This is a genomic window from Trinickia sp., assembly GCF_051953955.1.
Classification (GTDB): domain Bacteria; phylum Pseudomonadota; class Gammaproteobacteria; order Burkholderiales; family Burkholderiaceae; genus Trinickia.
This window is the reverse complement of the sequence record NZ_JBQCIF010000131.1, coordinates 17,461-39,163: the sequence shown is the minus strand read 5'-3', so window position 1 is coordinate 39,163 and position 21,703 is coordinate 17,461. Positions and strand designations below refer to the sequence as shown.

22 protein-coding genes are annotated in these 21,703 nt (G+C 63.3%); 15 read left to right on the top strand and 7 right to left on the bottom strand.

Features of this window, described 5'->3' with window-relative positions; translation table 11 throughout:
• Both ACTHNZ_RS24695 and ACTHNZ_RS24690 read left to right on the top strand, forming a co-directional pair.
• Nucleotides 1-532 (top strand): elongation factor 1-alpha C-terminal domain-related protein (locus ACTHNZ_RS24695; RefSeq protein ID WP_440545222.1); only part of this gene is annotated, 532 nt, incomplete at its 5' end.
• Between the two features lie 145 nt (nucleotides 533-677).
• Nucleotides 678-1,829 (top strand): porin, encoded by a 1,152-nt coding sequence (locus tag ACTHNZ_RS24690; protein WP_440545221.1) that lies wholly within the window; start codon nucleotides 678-680, stop codon nucleotides 1,827-1,829.
• 91 nt (nucleotides 1,830-1,920) lie between these two features.
• On the opposite strand, the gene ACTHNZ_RS24685 is transcribed toward ACTHNZ_RS24690, so the two are convergent.
• Together ACTHNZ_RS24685 and ACTHNZ_RS24680 are read right to left on the bottom strand one after the other, a co-directional pair.
• Nucleotides 1,921-2,112, bottom strand: a complete 192-nt coding sequence (locus ACTHNZ_RS24685) for a glycine zipper 2TM domain-containing protein (protein WP_440545220.1) — start codon at nucleotides 2,110-2,112, stop codon at nucleotides 1,921-1,923.
• A 161-nt stretch (nucleotides 2,113-2,273) separates the two neighbouring features.
• Nucleotides 2,274-4,352 carry a putative bifunctional diguanylate cyclase/phosphodiesterase gene (locus ACTHNZ_RS24680; RefSeq protein WP_440545219.1) on the bottom strand — a complete coding sequence of 693 codons (2,079 nt, stop codon included), beginning with the start codon at nucleotides 4,350-4,352 and terminating at the stop codon, nucleotides 2,274-2,276.
• 390 nt (nucleotides 4,353-4,742) lie between these two features.
• Here ACTHNZ_RS24680 and ACTHNZ_RS24675 point away from each other — a divergent pair, with 390 nt between their 5' ends.
• The gene (locus tag ACTHNZ_RS24675) at nucleotides 4,743-5,666 is read left to right on the top strand and encodes a DMT family transporter (RefSeq protein WP_440545218.1); all 924 of its coding nucleotides are present in this window, start codon (nucleotides 4,743-4,745) and stop codon (nucleotides 5,664-5,666) included.
• Between the two features lie 27 nt (nucleotides 5,667-5,693).
• Complete coding sequence (locus ACTHNZ_RS24670) at nucleotides 5,694-5,924, top strand: hypothetical protein (RefSeq protein ID WP_440545217.1); 231 nt, start codon at nucleotides 5,694-5,696, stop codon at nucleotides 5,922-5,924.
• 15 nt (nucleotides 5,925-5,939) lie between these two features.
• On the opposite strand, the gene ACTHNZ_RS24665 is transcribed toward ACTHNZ_RS24670, so the two are convergent.
• On the bottom strand, nucleotides 5,940-6,935 hold the full coding sequence (locus tag ACTHNZ_RS24665) for a helix-turn-helix domain-containing protein (protein WP_440545216.1): 996 nt from the start codon (nucleotides 6,933-6,935) through the stop codon (nucleotides 5,940-5,942).
• Nucleotides 6,936-7,067: 132 nt separating this feature from the next.
• On the opposite strand from ACTHNZ_RS24665, the gene ACTHNZ_RS24660 reads away from it, so the two are divergent.
• Together ACTHNZ_RS24660 and ACTHNZ_RS24655 are read left to right on the top strand one after the other, a co-directional pair.
• The gene (locus ACTHNZ_RS24660) at nucleotides 7,068-7,307 is read left to right on the top strand and encodes a hypothetical protein (protein ID WP_440545215.1); all 240 of its coding nucleotides are present in this window, start codon (nucleotides 7,068-7,070) and stop codon (nucleotides 7,305-7,307) included.
• A gap of 8 nt (nucleotides 7,308-7,315) precedes the next feature.
• Nucleotides 7,316-8,482: an MFS transporter gene (locus tag ACTHNZ_RS24655; protein WP_440545214.1), complete on the top strand. Its 1,167-nt coding sequence runs from the start codon at nucleotides 7,316-7,318 to the stop codon at nucleotides 8,480-8,482.
• Between the two features lie 104 nt (nucleotides 8,483-8,586).
• Here the strand turns inward: ACTHNZ_RS24655 and ACTHNZ_RS24650 are convergent, their stop codons facing one another.
• Together ACTHNZ_RS24650 and ACTHNZ_RS24645 are read right to left on the bottom strand one after the other, a co-directional pair.
• Complete coding sequence (locus ACTHNZ_RS24650; protein WP_440545213.1) at nucleotides 8,587-8,901, bottom strand: BrnA antitoxin family protein; 315 nt, start codon at nucleotides 8,899-8,901, stop codon at nucleotides 8,587-8,589.
• 46 nt (nucleotides 8,902-8,947) lie between these two features.
• Complete coding sequence (locus ACTHNZ_RS24645; RefSeq protein ID WP_440545212.1) at nucleotides 8,948-9,160, bottom strand: BrnT family toxin; 213 nt, start codon at nucleotides 9,158-9,160, stop codon at nucleotides 8,948-8,950.
• Between the two features lie 200 nt (nucleotides 9,161-9,360).
• Here ACTHNZ_RS24645 and ACTHNZ_RS24640 point away from each other — a divergent pair, with 200 nt between their 5' ends.
• The 3 genes from ACTHNZ_RS24640 (at nucleotide 9,361) to arsB (ending at nucleotide 11,445) form a co-directional block, all read left to right on the top strand.
• On the top strand, nucleotides 9,361-9,696 hold the full coding sequence (locus tag ACTHNZ_RS24640; protein WP_440545211.1) for an ArsR/SmtB family transcription factor: 336 nt from the start codon (nucleotides 9,361-9,363) through the stop codon (nucleotides 9,694-9,696).
• A 105-nt stretch (nucleotides 9,697-9,801) separates the two neighbouring features.
• Entirely contained in the window at nucleotides 9,802-10,296 is a 495-nt protein-coding gene (locus tag ACTHNZ_RS24635) for an arsenate reductase ArsC (protein WP_440545210.1), read from the top strand.
• Between the two features lie 78 nt (nucleotides 10,297-10,374).
• Nucleotides 10,375-11,445 carry an ACR3 family arsenite efflux transporter gene (arsB, locus tag ACTHNZ_RS24630; protein ID WP_440545209.1) on the top strand — a complete coding sequence of 357 codons (1,071 nt, stop codon included), beginning with the start codon at nucleotides 10,375-10,377 and terminating at the stop codon, nucleotides 11,443-11,445.
• 116 nt (nucleotides 11,446-11,561) lie between these two features.
• On the opposite strand, the gene ACTHNZ_RS24625 is transcribed toward arsB, so the two are convergent.
• Nucleotides 11,562-12,536, bottom strand: coding sequence for a helix-turn-helix domain-containing protein (locus tag ACTHNZ_RS24625; protein WP_440545208.1), 975 nt, complete (start codon nucleotides 12,534-12,536; stop codon nucleotides 11,562-11,564).
• Between the two features lie 163 nt (nucleotides 12,537-12,699).
• Nucleotides 12,700-13,413, bottom strand: coding sequence for a LuxR C-terminal-related transcriptional regulator (locus ACTHNZ_RS24620; RefSeq protein ID WP_440545207.1), 714 nt, complete (start codon nucleotides 13,411-13,413; stop codon nucleotides 12,700-12,702).
• A 538-nt stretch (nucleotides 13,414-13,951) separates the two neighbouring features.
• On the opposite strand from ACTHNZ_RS24620, the gene ACTHNZ_RS24615 reads away from it, so the two are divergent.
• From ACTHNZ_RS24615 to ACTHNZ_RS24590, 6 genes are all read left to right on the top strand, one after another.
• Entirely contained in the window at nucleotides 13,952-14,497 is a 546-nt protein-coding gene (locus ACTHNZ_RS24615; protein WP_440545206.1) for a phage tail protein, read from the top strand.
• Nucleotides 14,498-14,499: 2 nt separating this feature from the next.
• Nucleotides 14,500-15,021 (top strand): phage tail protein, encoded by a 522-nt coding sequence (locus ACTHNZ_RS24610; protein WP_440545205.1) that lies wholly within the window; start codon nucleotides 14,500-14,502, stop codon nucleotides 15,019-15,021.
• Nucleotides 15,022-15,037: 16 nt separating this feature from the next.
• The gene (locus ACTHNZ_RS24605; protein WP_440545204.1) at nucleotides 15,038-15,544 is read left to right on the top strand and encodes a phage tail protein; all 507 of its coding nucleotides are present in this window, start codon (nucleotides 15,038-15,040) and stop codon (nucleotides 15,542-15,544) included.
• A 71-nt stretch (nucleotides 15,545-15,615) separates the two neighbouring features.
• Nucleotides 15,616-15,942, top strand: coding sequence for a DUF6916 family protein (locus ACTHNZ_RS24600; RefSeq protein WP_440545203.1), 327 nt, complete (start codon nucleotides 15,616-15,618; stop codon nucleotides 15,940-15,942).
• Between the two features lie 19 nt (nucleotides 15,943-15,961).
• The gene (locus ACTHNZ_RS24595) at nucleotides 15,962-16,444 is read left to right on the top strand and encodes a GNAT family N-acetyltransferase (protein WP_440545202.1); all 483 of its coding nucleotides are present in this window, start codon (nucleotides 15,962-15,964) and stop codon (nucleotides 16,442-16,444) included.
• Nucleotides 16,445-16,625: 181 nt separating this feature from the next.
• The gene (locus ACTHNZ_RS24590; protein WP_440545201.1) at nucleotides 16,626-21,680 is read left to right on the top strand and encodes a putative Ig domain-containing protein; all 5,055 of its coding nucleotides are present in this window, start codon (nucleotides 16,626-16,628) and stop codon (nucleotides 21,678-21,680) included.
• The last annotated feature ends 23 nt before the right edge of the window (nucleotides 21,681-21,703 follow it).

Sequence of the window (21,703 nt, the reverse complement as noted above, 5' to 3'; positions counted from 1 at the left end):
AGCGGGCGAAGTGCGCGTGGGCGACGCGATCGTGGTGCTGCCGGGGCAGCGCGAAGCGACGGTGGCCGAGATCATCGCACCGGTGCCGGGGGGCACGGCGCAGGTGGACCGCGCGTTCGCGGGGCAGACGGTGACGATACGCTTGGCGCAGGACGTCGACGTTTCGCGCGGTGATACGTTCGTGGGGGCGCAAGCGGTGCCGGAGCCGGCCAAGAAGCTCGAAGCGGATCTGTGCTGGTTCGACGAGGAGCCACTCTCGACGCAGCGCAAGTATCTGCTCAAGCAAACGACGAACACGGTATTCGCGCGCGTCGATTCCGTAAAGGAGGTGCTCGATGTCCATACCTTGTCGCAATTGAATTCAATGCGCGATATGAATATGAATGACATCGGCCGCGTTGCATTGACGCTGCAAAAACCCCTCATTTGCGATGCATATGACGCACACCCCGCGACAGGGGCCTTCGTGCTCATCGATGAAGCCACGCACCATACCGTTGCCGCGGGAATGATTCGAACGACTTCGACATAAATGTATTGCACGAATTGAAACAATGAGTGTCGACAATACGCCACATTAAACAAAAAGTTCACAAAAGGGCGGTGAAAAATCGGCAAGAATTCGGCCCGGCGCTATAGGGGCCGCTATTCATTCACACAGACACTCGAGAGAATCAATGAACAAACGTATTCTTGCCGCTGCCGTGCTCGGCAGCATTGGCGTTGCCGCGCATGCGCAAAGCAGCGTTACGCTGTACGGCTTGATCGATGCCGGAGTGAGCTATGTCAATCACGCGGGAGCCAACTCGAAGAGCTTGGTGAAGTACGATGACGGTGTTGCGCAAGGCAGCCGCTGGGGCATCAAGGGCAGCGAAGATCTCGGCGGCGGCTTGAAGGCGATCTTCACGTTGGAGAACGGCTTCAACAGCGGTAACGGCTCGCTGAGCCAAAACGGCCGTGAGTTCGGCCGTCAAGCTTTCGTCGGTCTGTCGAAGAACGGCATGGGCGCCGTGACGTTCGGCCGTCAGTATTCGCTGTCGACGGACGTGCTCGCCAACTACACGACCGGCGGCAACACGGTTGCGGGCAACTACGCGTATCACATCAACGACATCGATCAACTGACGTCGAGCCGCATCGACAATTCGGTGAAGTTCCAGAGCGCGAACTTCGCCGGTGTGACGTTCGGTGCGTTGTACGGCTTCTCGAATCAAGCGGGCGCGTTTGCCGGCGCCCCGGGCGCGACGGGTTCGGCGCGGACCTACAGCTTCGGCTTGAACTATGCGGCCGGTCCAATCGGCGTAGGCGCGGCCTACACGGACATCCGCTTCCCGGCCGGCCAAGCGGGGATCCCGACGACGATTTCGAACGCAACCGTTCCTTCCACGATCAAGGAGCTGCGCACGTTCGGTCTCGGCGCGCGCTACCTGATGGGGCCTGCGGCGTTCTGGGCGTTGTGGACGAACACGCGCCTCGTGCAACTGCCGGGCACGGGCTCGACCAACCTGGTGTTCGACGCTTATGAAGCGGGTGCAAAGTATTCGTTCACGCCGGCGTTGACGGCGGGCCTCGGCTATACGTACATGCACATGGCCGATCTCACCAATGCCCACTTCAATCAGGTCGACCTGAGCCTCGACTACGCGTTGAGCAAGCGGACCGATGTGTATGTCGTCGGCGCCTATCAAAAGGCCTCGGGCCACAACAACGATGCAGCCTTCACGCCGGTGCAAGCGCAGATCGGCGATTCGACGAGCTTCTTCGGTCCCTCCGGTTCGGCCTCGCAGTCGCAAATCGCGGCGCGCGTGGGTATCCGTCACAAGTTCTAATGTGACGGCCATGGCGGCTTTCTCGGCTGCCTTGTAGAAACGCAAAAAGGGGGCGCAAAAATGTGCCCCCTTTTTTCAATGCAAGCGCTCGTTATTTGCCGAGTTCGTATCCGACGACGCCGCCCGCGACTGCGCCGCCGACGGTACCGACCGTGCTGCCGTGCGTGAGCCTGTTACCGGCATATCCGCCCACGGCCGCCCCGCCGAGCGTGCATCCCGACAACAATGCAACCGTTGCGGCACCGGTCAGACATAAGAACTTGAGTCGTCCTAATCGTTTCATGATCGTCTCCCATCGGCTCGACGTTGCGCGTCGACGCTCGATCGAGCCGGATGCATGCTTGTTGAAAGCATGGGGAGGTCACGCAAGGTCCGTGCCGGTGATGCAGGCAGACAAGCACCACACGATCGAAGATTCGTCTACACGCGCTTTGAGCGCCGGCGTCAGCACAAACCCACCGCAAGCCGCCTCGGAAGCGAAGCCATCTCCGGCTTCGGCAGCGGCTTGCCATACAAGAAGCCTTGTGCGATTTCGCATCCGTTTGCCGCGAGGAATTTTGCCTGGTCGATCGTCTCTACCCCCTCCGCCACGATTCGCAGACCGAGGCAGTGTCCGATCGAAATGATCGCTTTGACGAGCTCCGTACGGCGTTCGTCGGTCGTGATTCCGTGGACGAACGACTTGTCGATCTTGAGGGTGTCGATCGGAAATCGCGCGAGGTAGCTGAGCGACGAATAGCCGGTTCCGAAATCGTCGATTGCGATCGACACGCCCAACGAGCGGAATGCCGACAGTGCGGCCAGCACCGCGTCGCTTTCCTCGAGCAGCAGGCTTTCCGTGATTTCCAATTCGAGGCACTCCGGGCGGCATCCCGTCTCTTCCAGTATCCGTCGCACCATCGAAACCAAATCGTTCGACCGGAACTGCTTGGCGGAGAGGTTGACGGAGACGACGTGCAAGGGCGCACCTGCTGCGTTCCATTCGGCGGCCGCACGACAAGCCTCGCGCAGGACCCACTTGCCCAAGCTGGAAATCAGACCCGTTTCCTCCGCGACCGGAATGAACCGGCTCGGCGGTATCCATCCGATGCTCGGCTTTTGCCACCTGAGCAGTGCTTCCGAGCCGATGACCTCGCTGGTTTCGAACGATACCTTGGGTTGGTAATGCAGCTCCAACTCTTCGCGTTCGATGGCGGAGCGCAGCGCCGACTCCAACGCCAGGCGCGCAGTCGCATTGCGCGTCAACGCTTCCGAGTAGAAGCGAAAGGTGCGGCCGCCGTCGCGCTTGGCCTGGTACATCGCCGAATCCGCGTATCTGAGCAGATCACCCGGTATGAGACTATCGAGGGGATACATCGCGATGCCGATGCTGCAGGAGATGAAGACCTCCTTGCCGTTCAGCACGAAACGTTCATCGAACCTTGCCAAGATCGCACTCGCGACCTCTTCCAAGACGGAGCGATCGGGCGCGTCCGGCAGAAGAATCGCGAATTCGTCACCGCCGAAGCGAGCCACGGTGTCGTTGGGCCTCACGCCGCTTGCGAGGCGAGCCGCGGCTTCGCGCAGCAGGTCGTCGCCCACCGCATGGCCCATCGTGTCGTTGATGCCTTTGAAGCGGTCCATGTCGATCATCATGACGCCGGCGTGGGCGCAATGCGTCGGTCCTGAGGTGGCTTGCGCAAGACGCTGATTGAACAGGACGCGGTTCGGCAGGGCGGTGAGCGGATCGAAATGAATCATCTGCCGAAGCTGCCGCTCCATTTCATTCATCGCTTGGAGTAACTGCCCGATTTCATCGTCGGAATCGACGGTAATCCGATTGCGCAGCTTGCCCGACGCTATCTCGTTAGCGATGCGGACGGCCTTTTCCAGCGGGCCCAGCATCGACCGCAGTATCGCCGCGGACAAAGCCGCGGCGATCAACAGGCTCGCAACGACGAGCGCAATCGACAGCTTGTTGATCAAGCTTGCGCTCGACGTACTGCCGTCCGAGGCCGTCTTTGCGCTTTGGACGCTGAGTGCCACATCCTCTCTCAACACGCGGGTCAATGCGGCGGCAACGTCGGCCCCGCGATTGACGGAGGCCGTGCCGGCGTCGAAATCGCCCGCCGTGAACGCGGCCAATGCCGAGTTCGCGTAAAGTCTGTTTTCGCGGATCAGGGCATCCAAGCGCGCGGCCAGTTTGCGCTCATGAACGCCTCGCACATAGGCGGGGTAATACGATGCCCATTCGCGGTCCGCCGTGTCCAGGTCGGCTCGGATGCCGGCGGCGAACGTATCGACGTCCGCGGTCAGCCGCGTGGCCTGCAGGCGTCTGAGCGTCGCGCGGCTATTGAGCAGCGCGATCGTCACGTTCGAGAGTTTCGCGAGCTGCAGCGTGTTTTGGGAATAGATGCTGGTCACGTCGCCGCTCATCCGCGACACGCTGAGGGCGTTGAACACTCCGATCGCGACCATCGTGGCGGCGCACAGTCCGAACGCGAAGATGACTTTCCGTTTGATCGTCGATAGCAGTCGGCTCATTGCTTCACGTCGTCCTGTCAGAGCGAGGGAGTTCGGCGTCGGCCGGACCGCATGGCACCCAGCGCGGAGAGCCCCATTGCGCGATGCCACGAGCCGCCTTTTCGATCCGGGTTCCGCGACTATCGAAAGAGCTTAAACGGCAGATACGAGAAATACTGAAGCGTTTTCGGTGTCAGGATTTCCTGAATCTTGATGAAGCCAACGCGTAACGCGGGTTTTGGCGTGGCAGCAACGGGGGCTCGCTCATGCCGATTCGGCTGGCATTCGGGCCGCGTCCTGCAATTCGCGAGATGATGTAGCTTGCGACGTGGTACTGATCAACCTCGAGGCGGACGTTCAACAGAAATGAATCAGGAATTGCACGGAACGACGGCTGGGCGGAGGACGCTGATGTCCGACGAGCGCATCGGCCAGCTCTACATGGCGTTCGCGATGGCCATCTCAGGGACCATCGGCTACTTCGTGCTCCTGTCGGAGCAGAGCCCGTTCAATGTCGTATGGTTCCGTTGCGCGATCGGTTCCGTCGGGCTCGCGGCGTATTGCGGGTACCGAGGGTACCTGGGGTCGTTCCGGCTCGACAGGCAGCAGTTCATCAAACTGTTCTTCGGCGCTTTGACGCTCATCGCGAACTGGTGCTTTCTGTTTACGGCATATCGGATGACATCGATTGGCATCACGACGGTCGTCTACAACGTGCAGCCATTTCTGCTGGTCATCGCAGGATTCATGCTGCCAGGCGAGCGTCCGTCGCGCTCGGCCATCTTCTGGCTGGTGCTGTCCTTCACCGGGCTGGTGGTGCTGGCGCAGCCGGGCGCCGAGCACAACGGCCACTCTTATCTGCTCGGCATCGCGTGCGCGCTCGCAGCCGCCACGCTCTATGCGGCCACGACGTTGTTGACGCGCTCGTTGTCACGATCGCTTCGGCCTGAACTGATCGCGGTGAGCCACATGGTGATCGGCACATTGGTTTTCATTCCGCTGGCCAACTTTCACGCGCTGCCTGCGTCGCGGCCGCAGATCGGCGCGATCGTTTGTCTGGGGACGATCCACACCACGTTCATGTACATCCTGCTGTATGGTGCATTCAAGAAAGCGGCAACGAGCAGTATCGCCGTGCTCAGCTTCATTTACCCGCTTGTCGCCGTGACGGTCGACTTCTTCGCCTTCGGACGCGTGCTGACGCTGACGCAATTGGGCGGCGGCGTGTTGATCGTGACGGCCGCGGTGGCGTATGCCGCCGGCATCCACCCTTTGTCGGCCGTTCGCTCGTTCACGGGTAGACGGCGCGCAAGGGACGGCTCCGGCCGTTCGTGAGGCGCGCGGATCGAAGTCACGACGTCGTTGATTGCGCCGGAGACGCGTGCGGAACTCCTGGGATTGGTGAGAAATCGCTACGCATTGCCGCCGGAAACGAGCGATGCGATCAAGGTGATCGACGTGCGCGGGATCGATGTTCAGCCTTGCGGTGGGACTCATGTCGTGAACACCGGCGAGATCGCCCGGGTCGTGTGCGAAAAGATCGAGAAGAAGGGCCGGCAGAACCGCCGCATCGTTCTTCGCTTCAGCAGTTGAATCGCATTCAAGTGGTCAAATCGCCATCTCGTCGTATGCCCGCCAGGCACGGGGCGTGATGCCGAAGCGTTTCGCGAACACGCGGCTGAAGTGCGCTGGGTCCTTGAATCCGCATTGATACGCAATGCTGGAAATCTGGTAACGATCGAACCGAGGATCGCGTAGACGTTCGGCGCTTGCATCGAGCCGCTTGCTCTGCAAGATTTGAGAGAACCGGTCGCCATGATCGGCGAGCACTCGGTACAAGTAGCGCTCCGATATTTGCAGCGCTTTCGCACATTCCGCCGGCGTCAATGTGCTCTCGAAGAGATGCGCCTCGATGTAGTCGTGAACCTGACGCCAGCGAATCCCCTCCGATCGCTCGTTGTCGCCAGGCCCCCTAGGATGGAATTGCTGGCACGCCGCCCCTAGCATCAACACGAAAGACTGCTCGAGCGCGGCCAAGGCTGTTCGATCGCAATTCGGAAAGCCGTTTTCCATCCGATGCACGAACCCGTTGACCGCTTGCGTGAGCGCATGGCTGCTCGGCGCAAGCGTGGGGCCGCGCAGTGCCGACGGGAAATACCCCTCCCACCTGGCGATCGGGAGCCGTACGGCAATGAGCCGCGCACTCGTGCCGGAGAAACGCACACTCGACGGTCGATGCGCATTCCGGAAAGTAATGTCGCCCACGTGAAAGTGAAATCGCGCGTTTTCCTGTTCGAGCACGCCGCTGCCTTCCAGCACGAAATGGACGAGCACTTCCCGCTCTTGGCTCTGAACCACATGCTCGGCGCGGTGGATGACCTCCAGTGCCGGCATGCGCAGATCGGCGATGACACCGCCGCCCAGCAATCGGGCTGTCGCCGCGGTGCCCGGCTGACGGTCGCGCGAGCCGATCTTCAAATGACCCGGCTGCATGACGTCGCTGAGAAGGGCGTCCCATTCGGCGTCCGCTGCCGGCGTGCGAAAGCCCTTGAACGGCCACGACGAGACGGCGATCGGGGCGTTATTCACCGGTTCGAGGTTCATTGGAAATCAAAAAATCGGTTCGGTAAGGAGCAAATGCGTACCCAATACGACTTTTATCATGCTCCGGCGAAAACGCGGTCGAGCGCGCGGTCGAGCGATCACATGTAGCCAATTCTAAACCGGAGGTAAGCCTTGAACATGCTGGCATCCATTCCCAACGACGTCCAAAGCGGGGCACGTTTCCCGACGTCCACGCGCACGTTGCTCACGCTTCGGGAACACCTCGACATCATCGGGCGCTTCGTGGGTGGCGATGGCGAGCCTTCCGCAGTGCACGCGGAAGGCTCGGGTTTGCTGCGCGGCATTGCATTGTCGGTCGGCCTGTTCGATGACGTCGAGCGGTCGCTGCGCGCGCCGCGGCAATTGGGATGAGGTGCGTCGTGAGCAATTGGAAAGCGGTTGCGCTTCTCGTTCCCTTTCAGTTCATGTTCGGCTTGATTTACGCATGGGGCGGCATGGCGCCCACCATTCATGGGGCAACCGGGTGGTCGTCCAGCGTGCTGGACCTGATGTTTTCGCTCACTCCGCTCGCGTTGCTGCCCGCCGTGCTGGCCGGGGGGCGCTTGGTCGGGCGTTTTGCGCCCGAGCGCATTCTCGCGTGGGCGCTCGGGTGTTTCGTCGGCGGCGGGTTGCTCGCGCTGACGAGCGACTCGCCCACGCGTTTCGCCATCGGCTACGCGGGCATCGCGCTCGGGGTGGGCGGCGGCCTTTCGACGCCCGCCTGCATCGAGGTGATTCATCGCGTCGCGCCGCGTGCGCAGGGGCGTTTGTCGGGCACGCTGCTTGCCATCTATGGCTTGTCTGCAACGGTTAGTGGCCCATTGTTTCTGTGGCTCACCCATCACGCTGCGTGGCGTGCCGCGCTTGCGGTGGTGATGGCAGCCTATGGGGTAGCGGCTGGATGGGCCCTGATGATTTTGCGCAGCGGGTCCGCGCTGCCGAGGCCGGCGCGCGACAGGGCAGCTTCGGAGCGCCCCCACGCTGCCTGGCGGCCTGTCGTTTGGAATATGGTCCTGCTCTTCGCGACCGTGCCATTCGGCTCGGCGGTGTTTGCTGCGATTGGCCGGCTTGCGACGCAACACGGACACACGACCGGCCTCGGCGTGGCGGGTGCATCGACGATGTCATTGGCGAACGGCATCGGACGGTTCGCTGGTGGGGTGCTTTCCGATCTGAGCTCGGTCCGTGCCACATGGTGCATTGTGCTTGGACTGGCGACCTGTGGCTACGGCGCCGCGCTTGCCGATGCTTGGCTGGGGGCCCCTGCGCTGTTTCTATCGTTTGCCGGATTGACGGGGCTGTCATTCGGTGCGCTGGCGGGCAAATTGCCGACCTTGGCCGCACACACCTCGCCATCCAATCCGGCGTCCGTCTTCAGCTTCTATTTCGGAACATTTGCACTGGGGAGCTTTGGTGGCCCATTCCTGAGCGCCGCGTTCGGATTGCCGACGACGCTGACCGTGTTCGGCTCGACGACGCTCGCGGCATTCGCCGCTTGTCTGTTGCTGCTGCTAGGGTTGGGGGTGCCGGCAAAAAGATACGGGTAGCGCGTAGTGCGGGCCAGCCTTCGAGTCGAGGGGCACGAATGTTCGCGGGCACGTTTTCGACCGCTGGCGGCGAAATCTTCGCGACGAAGTCATCGGGGAATGCTTCAGGTCGTTCCTGGCAGCATGCCGTGCGACTGCGCCCACTCGCGCAGAGCCTGATTCATTCGGGTCTGCCAGCCTTCTCCTTGGGCCTTGTAAGCTTCGACGACGTCGAGATCAATGCGCAAGTTCATCTGCGCCTTCTTCGCGCCGGGTGGGCGGCCTCGGCCACGCTTCACAAGCACGCCGGCATGGTGCTCGTCAGCCCGCTCGAAAAAATCCTCGCCGAGCTCCGGGATCTCCTCGTAGTCGGCCCGCTTGATGCCGCGAGCTTCAGCTTTTGCCAAGTCGCTGCGCAAAGCGCTTTTCCTCGCGTTCATTTGCTTTCCTCATCGAAATCACGTGGCGAGCATCGCCCCGTCGGGTTCAAACCACGATCACCATGCGCCCCGCCAAGCGTCCGACGCTGACGACCCGCTCTTCTCCATAGTCGAAACGGTCATCGACCATATCGAGCGTCCTGCCCTCGAACACGATGGCTGCGTCTTCGAAGGCAAGTCCTCGGTCACTGAACGTCGCATCGCGCTTCGGACGATCGAACGCAACTCGAATCGTATTTATTGTATCCACAAAAAACATAGGCTGCGACCTTTTTTTGTATCCCCAAAAAAAGTGAGGTCAAGCGAAACGAATGAGTATGCGGGCGCAGCGGTGGGCTGCATCGATGGAGGCGGAAGTTCGGACTAAAGGCAAACGGCAAACGGCAAACGACGCCGACCACGCGAATTGTTTGGTCAGCTGGCCTTCCATTAATTCCATACTTCGACTATTATCGAATTATGAAAGCGGATCAAACCATCGCCGCCCTCGCGGCGCTTGCACATGAGTCTCGGCTCGCAGTCTTCCGAGCCCTGGTGCAGGCGGGGCCGCAAGGCTTGCCCGCCGGCCGGATTGCCTCGCTGCTGGACGTGCCCCCGTCATCGCTTTCGTTCCATTTGAAGGAGTTGGCCCACGCGCAACTCATCACCGGTCGCCAGGAGGGCCGCTTCGTCTTCTACTGTGCGAACTTCGAAACGATGAACGGCCTGCTGGCCTATCTCACGGAGAACTGCTGCGGCGGCAATCCCTGCTCGCCGACGGCTGCTTGTTCGCTGTCCGAGGAGCATCGATCATGAAACGCTCATCCTGGCGCTTCTGCTTGCTGTTCTCCAGCGTGCGTCAAGCGGATCGGCGCGCCCGTGAGATCTTCCTACTGCTGAGCTAAATCTGGCATCTCGCATATGGTCACGAACGTACTGATTCTGTGCACCCACAACTCGGCGCGCAGCGTACTGGCGGAAGGGATGCTCAATCATTGGGCCGCGAAGCTCGGCAAGGACGTGCGCGCGTACAGCGCCGGCAGCGCGCCGAGCGGCCGGCTCAATCCGTTCGCGGTGGAAGCGTTGACGGGCGCAGGCGTGGATGTCAGTGGCTACTGCAGCAAGAGTTGGGACGAGTTCACGGGCCAAAGCGCTCCAGAGATGCGCGTCGTCATTACAGTGTGCGACAGTGCCGCCGCGGAAACGTGTCCGTATTGGCCGGGCAGCCCCGTGAAAGTGCATTGGGGCTACGCCGACCCATCGAACGCCTTGGGCGGCGACGAGGGCAAGCGGCTAGCGTTCGAGCTTACCCGCGAAGCGATTGGCTATCGCATGCTGCAGTTACTGGCGTTGCCCGTCGATCGCATGAGCAACGCCGAACTCCAGACGGCGTTGACCGAGATCTCGCAAACCTGACTATCCGCACGGCGGACCGCCGAATTCGAGGCGCCGACTGTGTTCTTCAAGACCGATACCTGACCGCCGCGCAGTCCAATGAACGCATCCAACGCCGCACCGCCGAAAAGAGCTGTCGCAAAGCCCGCCATCAACTTCTTCGAACGGTATCTGACCGTTTGGGTCGCGTTGTGTATCGTCGCCGGCATCTCGCTCGGCCAGGCGCTGCCCGGCCTGGTTCAGCAGATAGGCCGGCTGGAATACGCGCAGGTGAACTTGCCCGTCGGGCTGCTGATCTGGGTGATGATCGTCCCGATGCTAGTCAAGATCGACTTCGGCGCGCTGCACGAAGTCCGTCAGCACATCAAGGGGATCGGCGTCACGCTCGTCGTGAACTGGCTCGTCAAGCCGTTCTCGATGGCCTTTCTCGGCTGGCTGTTCATCAAGCAGGTCTTCGCACCGATGCTGCCAGCGGCGCAGATCGACAGCTATATTGCGGGCCTCATTTTGCTCGCCGCCGCGCCCTGCACGGCGATGGTATTCGTCTGGAGCCGGCTGACGGGCGGCGATCCGTTGTTCACGCTGTCGCAGGTGGCGCTGAACGACAGCATCATGGTGGTCGCTTTCGCACCGCTGGTCGGCCTGCTGCTGGGCATTTCCGCTATTACGGTGCCGTGGGCGACGCTGGCGACGTCGGTGGTGCTCTACATCGTCATCCCCGTGATCCTCGCGCAGATTTTGCGCAAGCTGCTGCTCGCGAAAGGGCAGGCCGCGTTCGACGCCGCCTTGGCGAGAATCGGCCCTTGGTCCATCGCGGCGCTGCTGGCCACGCTGGTGCTGCTGTTCGCGTTCCAGGGCGAAGCGATCCTCGAGCAGCCGGTCGTGATCGCACTGCTCGCGGTGCCGATCCTGATTCAGGTGTTCTTCAATTCGGCGCTCGCCTACTGGCTCAATCGTGCAGTCGGCGAGAAACACAACATCGCTTGCCCGTCGGCGCTCATCGGCGCATCCAACTTCTTCGAGCTCGCGGTTGCTGCCGCGATCAGCCTGTTCGGCTTCAATTCCGGTGCGGCATTGGCAACCGTCGTTGGTGTGCTGATCGAGGTGCCGGTCATGTTGCTGATAGTGCGTATCGTCAACAACTCAAAAGCCTGGTACGAGCGGGCCTGAGCTCGTGATCGCCAAGCGCTCGATCGTAGATCTGCCGACCGCGGCCATTGCCGTCGCGACGGTTTTGCTGCTGTGGCGTTTCAGGATACCGAAAAAGGAAATCGACTGATTGCGGGTCAGCGCGTATGAACGAACCCGCTCAAGCGCATTTCCTTGGGCGATATCTCGTAGGCGCTCTGAAACGCGCGCGTGAAGTGAGCTGCGCTTTTGAAGCCGACCGCGTAGCCAATATCTTTGATTGGAACCCGCGGTGTACGGACCAGATCTTCGGCGGCCACGCGCAGCCGAACGTGCTGGATGTGCGCACCGAGCCCGCCTTCGTGTTCGAAGAGCCGATAGATGGAGCTGCGCGGTAGCCCCAACGAATCGATGACGTTTTGCGGGGACAAGTCGTATTCCTGCAAGTTGGCGCGTACATAGCGCCTCACCTCCTCGAACATCAATGCACGGCTGACTGCACGCTTGCTGCCACTGAACCCGGCCGCTTCGCCGAAAGCGTTCGTGATCAGTTCGACGAGCGCGGTGAGCTGGCGGTGCGCATCTTCGAATGCCATGTACCGGCAGTTCTCGACGAGCGTTTTGGCTTGCTCCACGATAAGCCGCGTGGCCGGTTTGCGTGGATCGAGCGCGCGGCCGTGTACGGCCCCCGGATCGGGGAATACGTGCTCGAGCAGGTTGCGAGGCACGACGAAGGTAATGTACCGGCAAGCCCGCCGCGCGAGGCGGGTAGGTTGATCGAGGTCCGTGGCGAATACGCCGCCGGACACCGAGAACTCGCGCTTCCTCGCATGCGTGACGGCCGCATGAGCCACATCGTCGAGGAAGATCGTGAAACCGATGCCGCGCGCGCTGTCGCGCGAGATCCGCGCGATGGTCCGCTCGATCACGACATCGTCCGTATAAGTGTCGCTGATACGGAATTCACCGATCTCATAACGGTCGTTGATGCAGGCGAAAGGCTGCCGCATTTGCTCTCGCGACAGCACGACCTCGATGACGTGGCCAAGCTGCTCGCAATAGGTCAGGAGTTGCTGCTGAGGCGGCAGTCCTGCAAGGTCGAATCGACTGTAAGCAATGCCATTCGCCAGCATACGCAGCGGTCCCGGGGCCCGAAGAGACGAAAAAAGGCGGTCTGCCGTAGGTGCCGTAGGAAGACCGACCGCCATTTTACGTCAGTGTAGCGTGCCTCCGTCCTTCGACGTTGCCGTCTCTTGCGGCAACGATGCTATCGGCCGGGCAACACGGTTCGTCTTCCTAACTGGCCAGTAGTCCAAGCGTCCTCGCCTCGTAGATGGCCTCGGCCTTAGAGGTCACGTTCAGCTTGCTATAAATGCGGCGTACGAAGGTTTTTACGGTGAACGGAGACAGTTGCATGAGCGCGGCGACTTCGTGCGCCTTGAAACCCTTCGTGATCAACTCGAGCACTTCCTTCTCGCGGCCAGAGAGCGGCGACCCGCCTGTCGTGGCCGGCTTCACGCTTTGGATGCCGCTCGAGCGAAGGCGGGCGAGCAACTGTCGAGCGATGATCGGACTGATCGGGCTGCCGCCGCTCGCGACGCTGCGGATTTCATCGACGAGCCGCGCGGGCGAGAGGCCTTTGAGGAGGTAACCCGCGGCACCGGCTTCGATCGAATGCATGACGTGTTGTTCGTCGGTAAGCGTCGTGCTGACCATGACGTTGCAGCCGGGCCAGAGGCGGGCGGCCGTACGGATGACGTCGATCCCCGAACCGTCCGACAGCCGCAGGTCGACCAGCAAAACGTCGACCGGTGTGTCGTCGAACAGGGCGAGCGCTCCGGCCCGTGTGGTCGCGACACCTGTGAGACACATGTCGGGCATTGCGTTGACGGCCTGGCACAGCTCGACGAGGAACTCCGCGTCCTCCTCGACGATGGCGACGCGGATAGGACGCAGCTCAGCGTCGACGAGCGCGGATGATGGGGCGGCGAGAAGCTGCGGGCACGTCATCGGATTTTCGAAGGCAAACGAAAGGGACGCGGTAACGCGTCGTCCTCCCGATCGATGAGGGATGACGGCTGCTGCTGATCGCGGTCGTCATGTCGTCACGCCGTAGCGTGCTGACTCATGACCTGGCAGTGATTCGTCGATGACGACAAAGAGCGGATGGTCCCCAAGCACCGCAGCCCGAGCGGTTGCATTGTTTGCTGTTGACTCCGATTCGCACTATCGATACCGATGAGCGTCGACGGCATCCCCCGACGCATCGACGCGTCCAGTATATGGGGTGCTCGTTGGCGGAATTGACTCAGCGTCTCAACTGCATTGCTCTTTTGCAAACCGCCCTTCCGGACACGACACGACACGACAGGATCGCTCGGTGTAGCGCATTTGTGCTACATACAGCGCCGAGCGCGATTAGTACGATTCCTCCTATCTTTCAAAACCTTGTCGGGCAGGCCCCCTTGCGGGAGGCCGTGCGGCGGCTACGAACGGGGAAGGCGCCAGCGCGTTTCGGCTAGCTGGGCCGTGGGCACGGAGATCGTCTTTGGAACCGTTTATCGGTGAAATCAAGCTGTGCGCCTTTGCGTTCCCGCCCAAGGGCTGGGCCATCTGCAACGGCGCGCTGATCAGCGTCAGCCGGAATGCGGAGCTGTTTCTACTGCTCGGCACGCAATACGGCGGCGATGGACTGAATACTTTCGCGCTGCCGGATTTGCGCGGGAGGGTGGCCGTGCATCGCGACGCCGATCACCCCCGGGGAACCATGGGTGGATTGGAGAAGGTCGTCCTAAGCGAGGCGCAGGTGCCCGCGCACAACCATCCGTTCAACGTGTCCAGCACGCCCGGCACTTCGATCAGCGTGGGCTCCAATCAGAACGAACTGCTGGCGGCCAGCCAGATTTACGACGCCGCTTCGCCTGCCAGCCGTGCGGACGGCAAACCGATCTATTCGAATGCGGCCGCTCTGGTGGCGCTGGCGAGCAGCATGTGCGACACGGTAGGCGCCGGGGCGGGCCATGACAACACGCAGCCTTCTCTGGTGCTGAACTACATCATCGCCCTGCGTGGCAAATTTCCCTCGAGGAACTGACCATGGCGCAACCGTTTTTGGGCGAAATCAGGATGTTCGCTGGCAGCCGCGCGCCGGAGGGCTGGCGCGTATGCGACGGATCTGCCTTGGACGTCAACGACTACAGCGAACTCTTTGCGCTGATCGGCACTACTTACGGTGGCGACGGCGGCAGTACGTTTCATCTGCCGGACTTGCGCGGCAAGCTGCCGGTGGGACAGGGTGCCGGGCCCGGCCTCAGCAGCCGCGCGATGGGGCAGCAGTTCGGTACGAACGACGTTGCTTTGACCACCGCCAATTTGCCGGCACACAGTCACGCCATCAATGGCTCCAGTGGCACGGCCGAGGCCATTACGCCCGGGCCCACGCTGACTTTGGGCACGCCGGCCGGGTCGCTGTTTTATTCCGCCGGTATAGGCAAAAAGGCCCTCGACAATCAGGCGTTCGGTCCCATCGGGGGCGGTACGGCGCACACCAATCAGATGCGCACGCTGTCGATCAACTACATCATCGCCGTCTCGGGCGCGTTTCCTTCGGGACGCTGAAGGCGCGGAGCAGAATATGGCAGATCAATTCCTCGGCGAGATCCGCATCTTCGGGTTCGACTTCGCTCCGAAAGACTGGGCGTATTGCGACGGGCAACAGGTGCCGGTCCAGCAGAACTCGAAGCTTTTTGCTGTTTTGGGTGACGTCTATGGCGGTAACGGCGTCGACACCTTCGCCTTGCCGGATCTGCGCGGCCGGGCAGCCATGGCGCCTGACGCCGGCGGCTTGAACAATCCTCAAGGCGTGAGCGCGGTGCAACTCACCGCGGATGAAATCCCGGCGCACACCCACACGCTCTATGCGGACACCGGGCGGCCTAGCGCCAGCGATCCCACGGGGCGCATACCGGCAAAACTGAGCGACGCCAACAACTGCGCCTTCATCGCTGTCGGCGGAACAACGCCTCCCGTCATGACCCAATTGTCGCCGGCCTCGGTCGGCACCTTCGGCGGTAGCTCTGCACATGAAAACAGGCAACCGTACACCAGCTTGAATTTCTGCATTGCCCTGAAAGGCGCGTGAGCCGCCCGATCCCGATGTTGAGCATCCCGCCGGTAGTTGGCGGAATTGCCGCTACCGACGAGCTTTCGATCATGACCTTCTCCGCCGCCCTGTTCCGGTCCCACGTCGGGACGGCCTTTGCCGTCCGATTGCCCGGCAATCGGGACGTTGCGTTGCAGTTGGAGTCCGTCGCGAACGATGCCGTCGAAGAGGGCGGTGAAAGCGGCGGCGATTGCACATTCTCGCTGTTCTTCACCGACGCCATCGACGCCATCGACGCATCGGCGGCGCCGCTGACGCAAGGCACCTATGTCCTGCGGCATGCGCAATTGGGCGAGCAGTTCATCTTCCTCGTGCCCATTGCCCAAAACGCAGCCGGCGGTCACCGCTATCAGGCGTGCTTCAACGTGCAAGCCTGATAGCCGGGAACCCACGACCATGCGTTTTGCCGACCCGCTCCTGGCCCTGCGCGCCATCGCCCCCGCGGATGCGGATTTTCTGTTGCGGCTCTACGCATCGACGCGCGAAGAAGAACTGAAGCAGACCGACTGGAGCGACGAAGAGAAGCAGCGTTTCGTTCGAATGCAGTTCGCCGCTCAGCAACAGGCCTACGACCGCTACCTCGACGCCGCCTTTTTCATTCTGTCGTGGGGCAGCGAGCCGATCGGGCGCTTGTATCTGCAAGACAGCGAGACGACCCTCTTGATCGTCGATCTCTCCTTGCTGCCGGCATGGCGTGGCCGGGGCATCGGCAGCGACGCACTTCGGGCGGTGTTCGCACAGGCCAGTCTCAGGCAGCAAGCAGTGCGCATCCATGTCGAAAGGTTCAATCCGGCCTTGCGGCTCTATCAGCGGCTGGGCTTCCGGCTGCTGCGGGACAAGGGGGTGTACCTCTTGTTGGAATGGTGCGGGGATGCGTAAGGGCGGCGCTCGCGAAGGGGGTATCGTCCCGCGGTTCGAGGTTTTGAGCCGTGTCTTTCTTGCGGCGTGTCGCGGTCGGTTGGGCAGGCGCGCAGGCGCGTCGCCGGCCGCACGCCCCGCCGGGATGCGCAGTCGACCGTGCCGGTCACATTGGATAGCGCGCTTCGCCGCCGTTTGCGCGTTGCTGCTGTTCCCGGCCGTGGCCGGAGCGACCTGCGCGTTCACCGCGAACGAAGACCAGGTGGCGGGCGTCGTGTTATGGGACCCGTCCAGCCCGTCAGCCAATCTTGCAGGCTGCGATCCCTTCAACAGCGGGGTATACAGCGATGCCAACCAGTTCAACAGCGTCATTACGACCAGCCAGGGCGGATCGTTGACGCCCACGGACCCCGGGCTTCAGGATCAGTTCACCTACACCCCGAAGGCGGGTTTCTTCGGTACGGACACGGCGACCTTTTACGCTTGGGACGCCGGCGCCAATTACATCGCCTATACCGTCACGATCACCGTGAATCCGATTGCCCCGACGGTGTCGACCATCGGCCCCTCGTCGGGACCGGCGGCGGGCGGCACCAGCGTCAGCATTACCGGACAAGCCTTGACGGGCGCCACGGCGGTCAGATTCGGCGGCGTCGATGCCGCGACTTTCAGCGTCAACAGCGATTCGTCGATAACCGCAACCGCACCGGCCGGTACGGCCGGCGCCGCGGTGGATATCACCGTGACCACCCCGGGTGGCACGAGTACGACCGGCGCCTCCGCTCGATTCACCTATATTTCGCCGCCTGCGGTCACCGCACTTTCGCCTGGTACGGGGCCGGCAGCCGGCGGCACATCGGTCGCCCTGTCCGGCACCAACTTTACCGGCGCAACGGCGGTGAAGTTCGGCGGCGCGAGCGCCTCATCGTTTACCGTGAACAGTGCCACGTCGATCACGGCCACCTCTCCAGCCGGGAGCGGTACGGTCGATGTCACGGTCACCACGACGGGAGGCACGAGCGCGACCGGCTCGCCCGATCAGTTCACCTATGTTCAACCGCCCATTGCCGGTGCGGTAAGCACGACGGTTGCCCACGGCAGTACCGGCAATCCGGTGACGCTCAATCTTTCCGGAGGCACGGCGACCTCGGTCGCGGTGGCGACCCCAGCGGGCCATGGCACGGCAACGGCCAGCGGCAGCAACATCACCTACACGCCCGACGCCGCGTACTCCGGCTCGGACACGTTCACCTATACCGCCACCAATATCGCCGGCACGTCCTCACCGGCCTCCGTCACGGTGACGGTGTCCAACGCAGCCGTCAGCTATGCGCCGTCGGCGCCGGCGGCGGGCACGGCCGGTATCGCATACAGCCAGTCCGTGGCGTCCGCCAGCGGCGGCAGCTCACCCTACACCTATGCGCTGGCCTCCGGTTCGCTTCCGGCGGGCCTTGCTCTGAGCACCACCGGTATGCTCAGCGGCACCCCGACTGCCGCTGGAACGTTCAGTTTTACGGTCACGGCGACGGACAGCAGCACGGGCACCGGGCCGTTCTCCGTGACGAGCGGTACGCTCAGCCTGACGGTCGCGGCGCCGGGCATCGTCGTGTCGCCCAGCTCGCTGACGGGCGCAACGATCGGTGTGTCTTCCAGCCAGTCCATCAGCGCCAGCGGCGGCACCGCACCCTATCGCTACGCGCTGACGGGCGGCGCATTGCCTGCGGGCATGAGCCTGTCTTCCGGCGGCGTTGTGTCGGGCGTACCCACGGCTGGCGGTACGTTCGGCTTCACGGTGACGGCAACGGACAGCACGGGTGGCACCGGCCCCTTCACCGGCAACCGTGCTTACACGCTAACGGTCAGTGCGCCGGCGATGTCGATCGCGCCCGCGTCGGGTAGCCTGAGCGCAACGGCCGGCGTCGCCTACAGCCAATCCTTCGTCGTTGCCAACGGCACCTCGCCGTACACCTACGCGTTGTCCGTCAATTCCGGCACGCTGCCAACGGGCCTGTCGTTCAATACGGCCACCGGTGTGCTGTCCGGCACGCCGACCACGGCGGGCACGGTCAACTTTACGGTTGCCGGCACCGACAGCAGCACCGGCGCGGGGCCTTATACGGCTTTCGGCACCTATACGCTGACCACTTCGGCGCCGACCATTTCGCTGGCGCCATCCACCTTGTCCGCCGCCACGGTCGGCATCGCCTACGGTCAGAGCGTGACAGCCAGCGGCGGCACCGCACCCTACACCTACGCCGTCAGTGCCGGTGCTTTGCCGGCAGGGCTCAGTCTGGGCGCAAGCACGGGCATGCTCAGCGGCACTCCCACGGCCGCCGGCACATACGGTTTCACGGTCCGCGGCACCGATGCAAGCGGCTACAGCGCCACGCGCAGCTACAGTCTCACCGTTGCGGGACCTTCGGTCGCCCTGAGCCCCGTGGCGCTCGCCGCTGCGACAGTCGGCGCGGCTTATGGTCAGGCCGTGACGGCCAGCGGCGGCACGGCGCCGTACACCTATGCCGTCACCAGTGGTGCGTTGCCGGCCGGTCTCTCACTGAGCAGCACGGGCTCGCTGTCCGGCACGCCTACGGCTGGCGGCACCTTCAGCGTCACGATCAGTGCGACGGACAGCACCAGCGGAGCGGGGCCTTTCACGGGTAGCCGGACCTACACGTTGAGCGTTGGCAACCCCGCACTGGCGATCGCGCCGGCGTCCACAGCGGGACTGAGCGCGACCGGCGGCTCGAGCTACAGCCAGACCTTCACTGCCAGCGGGGGCAGCAGTCCCTACGTCTACGCGCTGACGGTCAATTCCGGCGCGCTGCCAACGGGCCTGTCGTTCAATGCGGCAACCGGCGTGCTGTCCGGCACGCCGACCACGGCGGGCACGGTCAACTTTACGGTGACCGGCACCGACAGCAGCACTGGCGCAGGCCCCTATACCGTTTCAGGCACCTACACGCTGACGGTCAGCGCGCCCACCGTCACCATGGCGCCGGCAACCTTGTCGAACCCGGTCATCGGCACGGCGTATAGCCAGACCCTGACCGCCGGCAACGGCAGAGCACCGTACACCTTCGCCGTCACCGGCGGCACGCTGCCGGCGGGCGTGTCGCTCAGCAGCACGGGCATGCTGTCGGGCACGCCAACGGCGGGCGGCAGTTTCAGCTTTACCGTCACCGCGACGGATGCCAACGGCTTTACCGCCAGCCGGGCGTACACCCTCAGCATCAGCGCCGCAGCCATCGCACTCAACCCGGCTACGTTGCCCGGTGCCACGCTTGCCGCAGCCTATAGCCAGACACTCATCGCCAGCGGCGGTGTCGCGCCCTATACCTACGCGGTCACGTTGGGCACGCTGCCGGCCGGCCTCAGCCTGAACGGCACCACCGGCGTGCTGAGTGGCACGCCCACTGCGCTGGGTAGCAGCACGTTCGCCGTTCGCGCGACGGATAGCAGCACGGGCACCGGCGCACCATACAGCGGCACGCGCAGCTACACGCTTACGATCGGCCAGGTCGTCGGTAGTGCACCGGCGATCAGCGCCACCACCACGTCCACTGCACCGGTCACGCTGCACCCGGCAGCCAACGCGGCCGGCGGGCCGTTCTCGTCGGCGGTGATCGTCAGCGCACCGGCCAGCGGCACGGCCGTGGTCCACGGCCTGGACATCGTCTACACGCCCACGCCGACCACCTCGGGCAACGTCACCTTCACCTTTGCGCTCGTCAATGCCGCGGGCACCTCGGCCCCCATCCAGGCCACGGTGACGGTCAACGCCGTGCCGATCGCCGTGGCACAAAAGACCGCCAACACAATGGCGGGGCAACTCGTGAGCGTGGACCTCACCGATGGCGCCACGGGCGGGCCGTTCACTGGTGCCGCCGTCGTGTCGGTCGTGCCGTCCTCCGCCGGTACGGCCGCCATCGCCCAGCAGACGGCCCATGCCGCCCATGCCGAGACTGCGGCCGCGGTCATCGCGGCAGCCGCTCCGGTCTACATGCTCAACTTCGCGCCGTCGGGCACCTTCAGCGGGACGGCCACGATCACGTACACGCTGACCAATGCCATCGCTACCTCGGCGCCGGCCACGATCCAGGTCAGCGTCACGGCGCGCAAGGATCCGTCCACGGATCCGGACGTCACCGGACTCATCGACGCGCAGATCCAGGCCGCGCAGCGTTTTGCCACCGCGCAGATCGGCAACTACCAGCAGCGGCTGGAAGCGCTGCATGGCACGGGTCACGCCCCGTCGCGAAACGGGATCACGGTGGCGCTGCCCAGCCGGCGAGGCGATGCGCAGGAGCGTTGCCGGGAGGCGGTCGGCACGGCTGACCGCGACGCTTGCCTGAGTGACGAAAACGCGGCGAACAGGCCGCCGTCCGTGCGCCGCAAAACCAATGCGGACGGCCCTACCGCGACTCAGCCGGATCTCGCTTTCTGGAGCGCCGGCACACTCGATTTCGGGTTCGCCAACACCGGCCCGCAGCGCTCGGGCTTCCGGTTCACGACCGGGGGCATCACTGCCGGGGCCGACTACCGCGTGTCCGACAAGTTCTCCGTCGGTGCCGGCTTCGGCTACGGCCGGGACTCCACCGACATCGGCAGTGCAGGCACCAAGAGCACGGGTGACAGCTACAGCTTCGCGCTGTATGGGACCTTCCGCCCTCAGCCCACGTTGTTCGTGGATGGCGTGGCGGGTTTCGGAACGCTCAGCTTCGATTCGCGCCGATGGGTGACCGACGCGGGCGACTTCGCCATGGGCAAGCGCAGTGGCCGGCAAGTATTCGGATCGGTCTCCGCCGGCTACGAGCATCGCGACGATGTCTGGCTGATCTCGCCGTACGGGCGCTTCTCGATATCGGAATCGACGCTCGATCAATTCTCGGAGACCGGCGCGGGCATCGACGCGCTGACCTACTTCGCGCAGACGGTCACCACCGTGTCCGGCACCTTGGGCCTGCGCACGGAGTTCGTGCACAAAACCCGATGGGGCACCTTCCTGCCGTTCGCGCGCGTCGAGTACCAGCACGATTTCACCGGCCGGAGCAATGCGGCCCTGGCCTACGCGGACTTGGCGTCGTCCGGGCCTGCCTATAGCGTGAGCGGCAGCCCCTACGGCTACGACCGCGTCCAGGTCGGCCTGGGTACCCAATTCCGCACGGGGCCGTTCGCATTCGAGTTGGACTACAGCGTGATGCTCGGCATGGGCGGGCTGCAGCAGGGCGTCCGGTTGACATTCGGGGCGCCGTTCTGAGCGCCCTTCGTTCGCACTTTCGG

Coding starts and splice junctions, on each gene's coding strand:
- ACTHNZ_RS24595 (WP_440545202.1), top strand. CDS start 15,962: ATGCGTTTTGCCGACCCGCTCCTGGCCCTGCGCGCCATCGCCCCCGCG.
- ACTHNZ_RS24690 (WP_440545221.1), top strand. CDS start 678: ATGAACAAACGTATTCTTGCCGCTGCCGTGCTCGGCAGCATTGGCGTT.
- ACTHNZ_RS24680 (WP_440545219.1), bottom strand. CDS start 4,352: ATGAGCCGACTGCTATCGACGATCAAACGGAAAGTCATCTTCGCGTTC.
- ACTHNZ_RS24600 (WP_440545203.1), top strand. CDS start 15,616: ATGACCTTCTCCGCCGCCCTGTTCCGGTCCCACGTCGGGACGGCCTTT.
- ACTHNZ_RS24635 (WP_440545210.1), top strand. CDS start 9,802: ATGGTCACGAACGTACTGATTCTGTGCACCCACAACTCGGCGCGCAGC.
- ACTHNZ_RS24665 (WP_440545216.1), bottom strand. CDS start 6,935: ATGAACCTCGAACCGGTGAATAACGCCCCGATCGCCGTCTCGTCGTGG.
- ACTHNZ_RS24640 (WP_440545211.1), top strand. CDS start 9,361: ATGAAAGCGGATCAAACCATCGCCGCCCTCGCGGCGCTTGCACATGAG.
- arsB (WP_440545209.1), top strand. CDS start 10,375: ATGAACGCATCCAACGCCGCACCGCCGAAAAGAGCTGTCGCAAAGCCC.
- ACTHNZ_RS24605 (WP_440545204.1), top strand. CDS start 15,038: ATGGCAGATCAATTCCTCGGCGAGATCCGCATCTTCGGGTTCGACTTC.
- ACTHNZ_RS24620 (WP_440545207.1), bottom strand. CDS start 13,413: ATGACGTGCCCGCAGCTTCTCGCCGCCCCATCATCCGCGCTCGTCGAC.
- ACTHNZ_RS24675 (WP_440545218.1), top strand. CDS start 4,743: ATGTCCGACGAGCGCATCGGCCAGCTCTACATGGCGTTCGCGATGGCC.
- ACTHNZ_RS24685 (WP_440545220.1), bottom strand. CDS start 2,112: ATGAAACGATTAGGACGACTCAAGTTCTTATGTCTGACCGGTGCCGCA.
- ACTHNZ_RS24645 (WP_440545212.1), bottom strand. CDS start 9,160: ATGTTTTTTGTGGATACAATAAATACGATTCGAGTTGCGTTCGATCGT.
- ACTHNZ_RS24625 (WP_440545208.1), bottom strand. CDS start 12,536: ATGCTGGCGAATGGCATTGCTTACAGTCGATTCGACCTTGCAGGACTG.
- ACTHNZ_RS24650 (WP_440545213.1), bottom strand. CDS start 8,901: ATGAACGCGAGGAAAAGCGCTTTGCGCAGCGACTTGGCAAAAGCTGAA.
- ACTHNZ_RS24610 (WP_440545205.1), top strand. CDS start 14,500: ATGGCGCAACCGTTTTTGGGCGAAATCAGGATGTTCGCTGGCAGCCGC.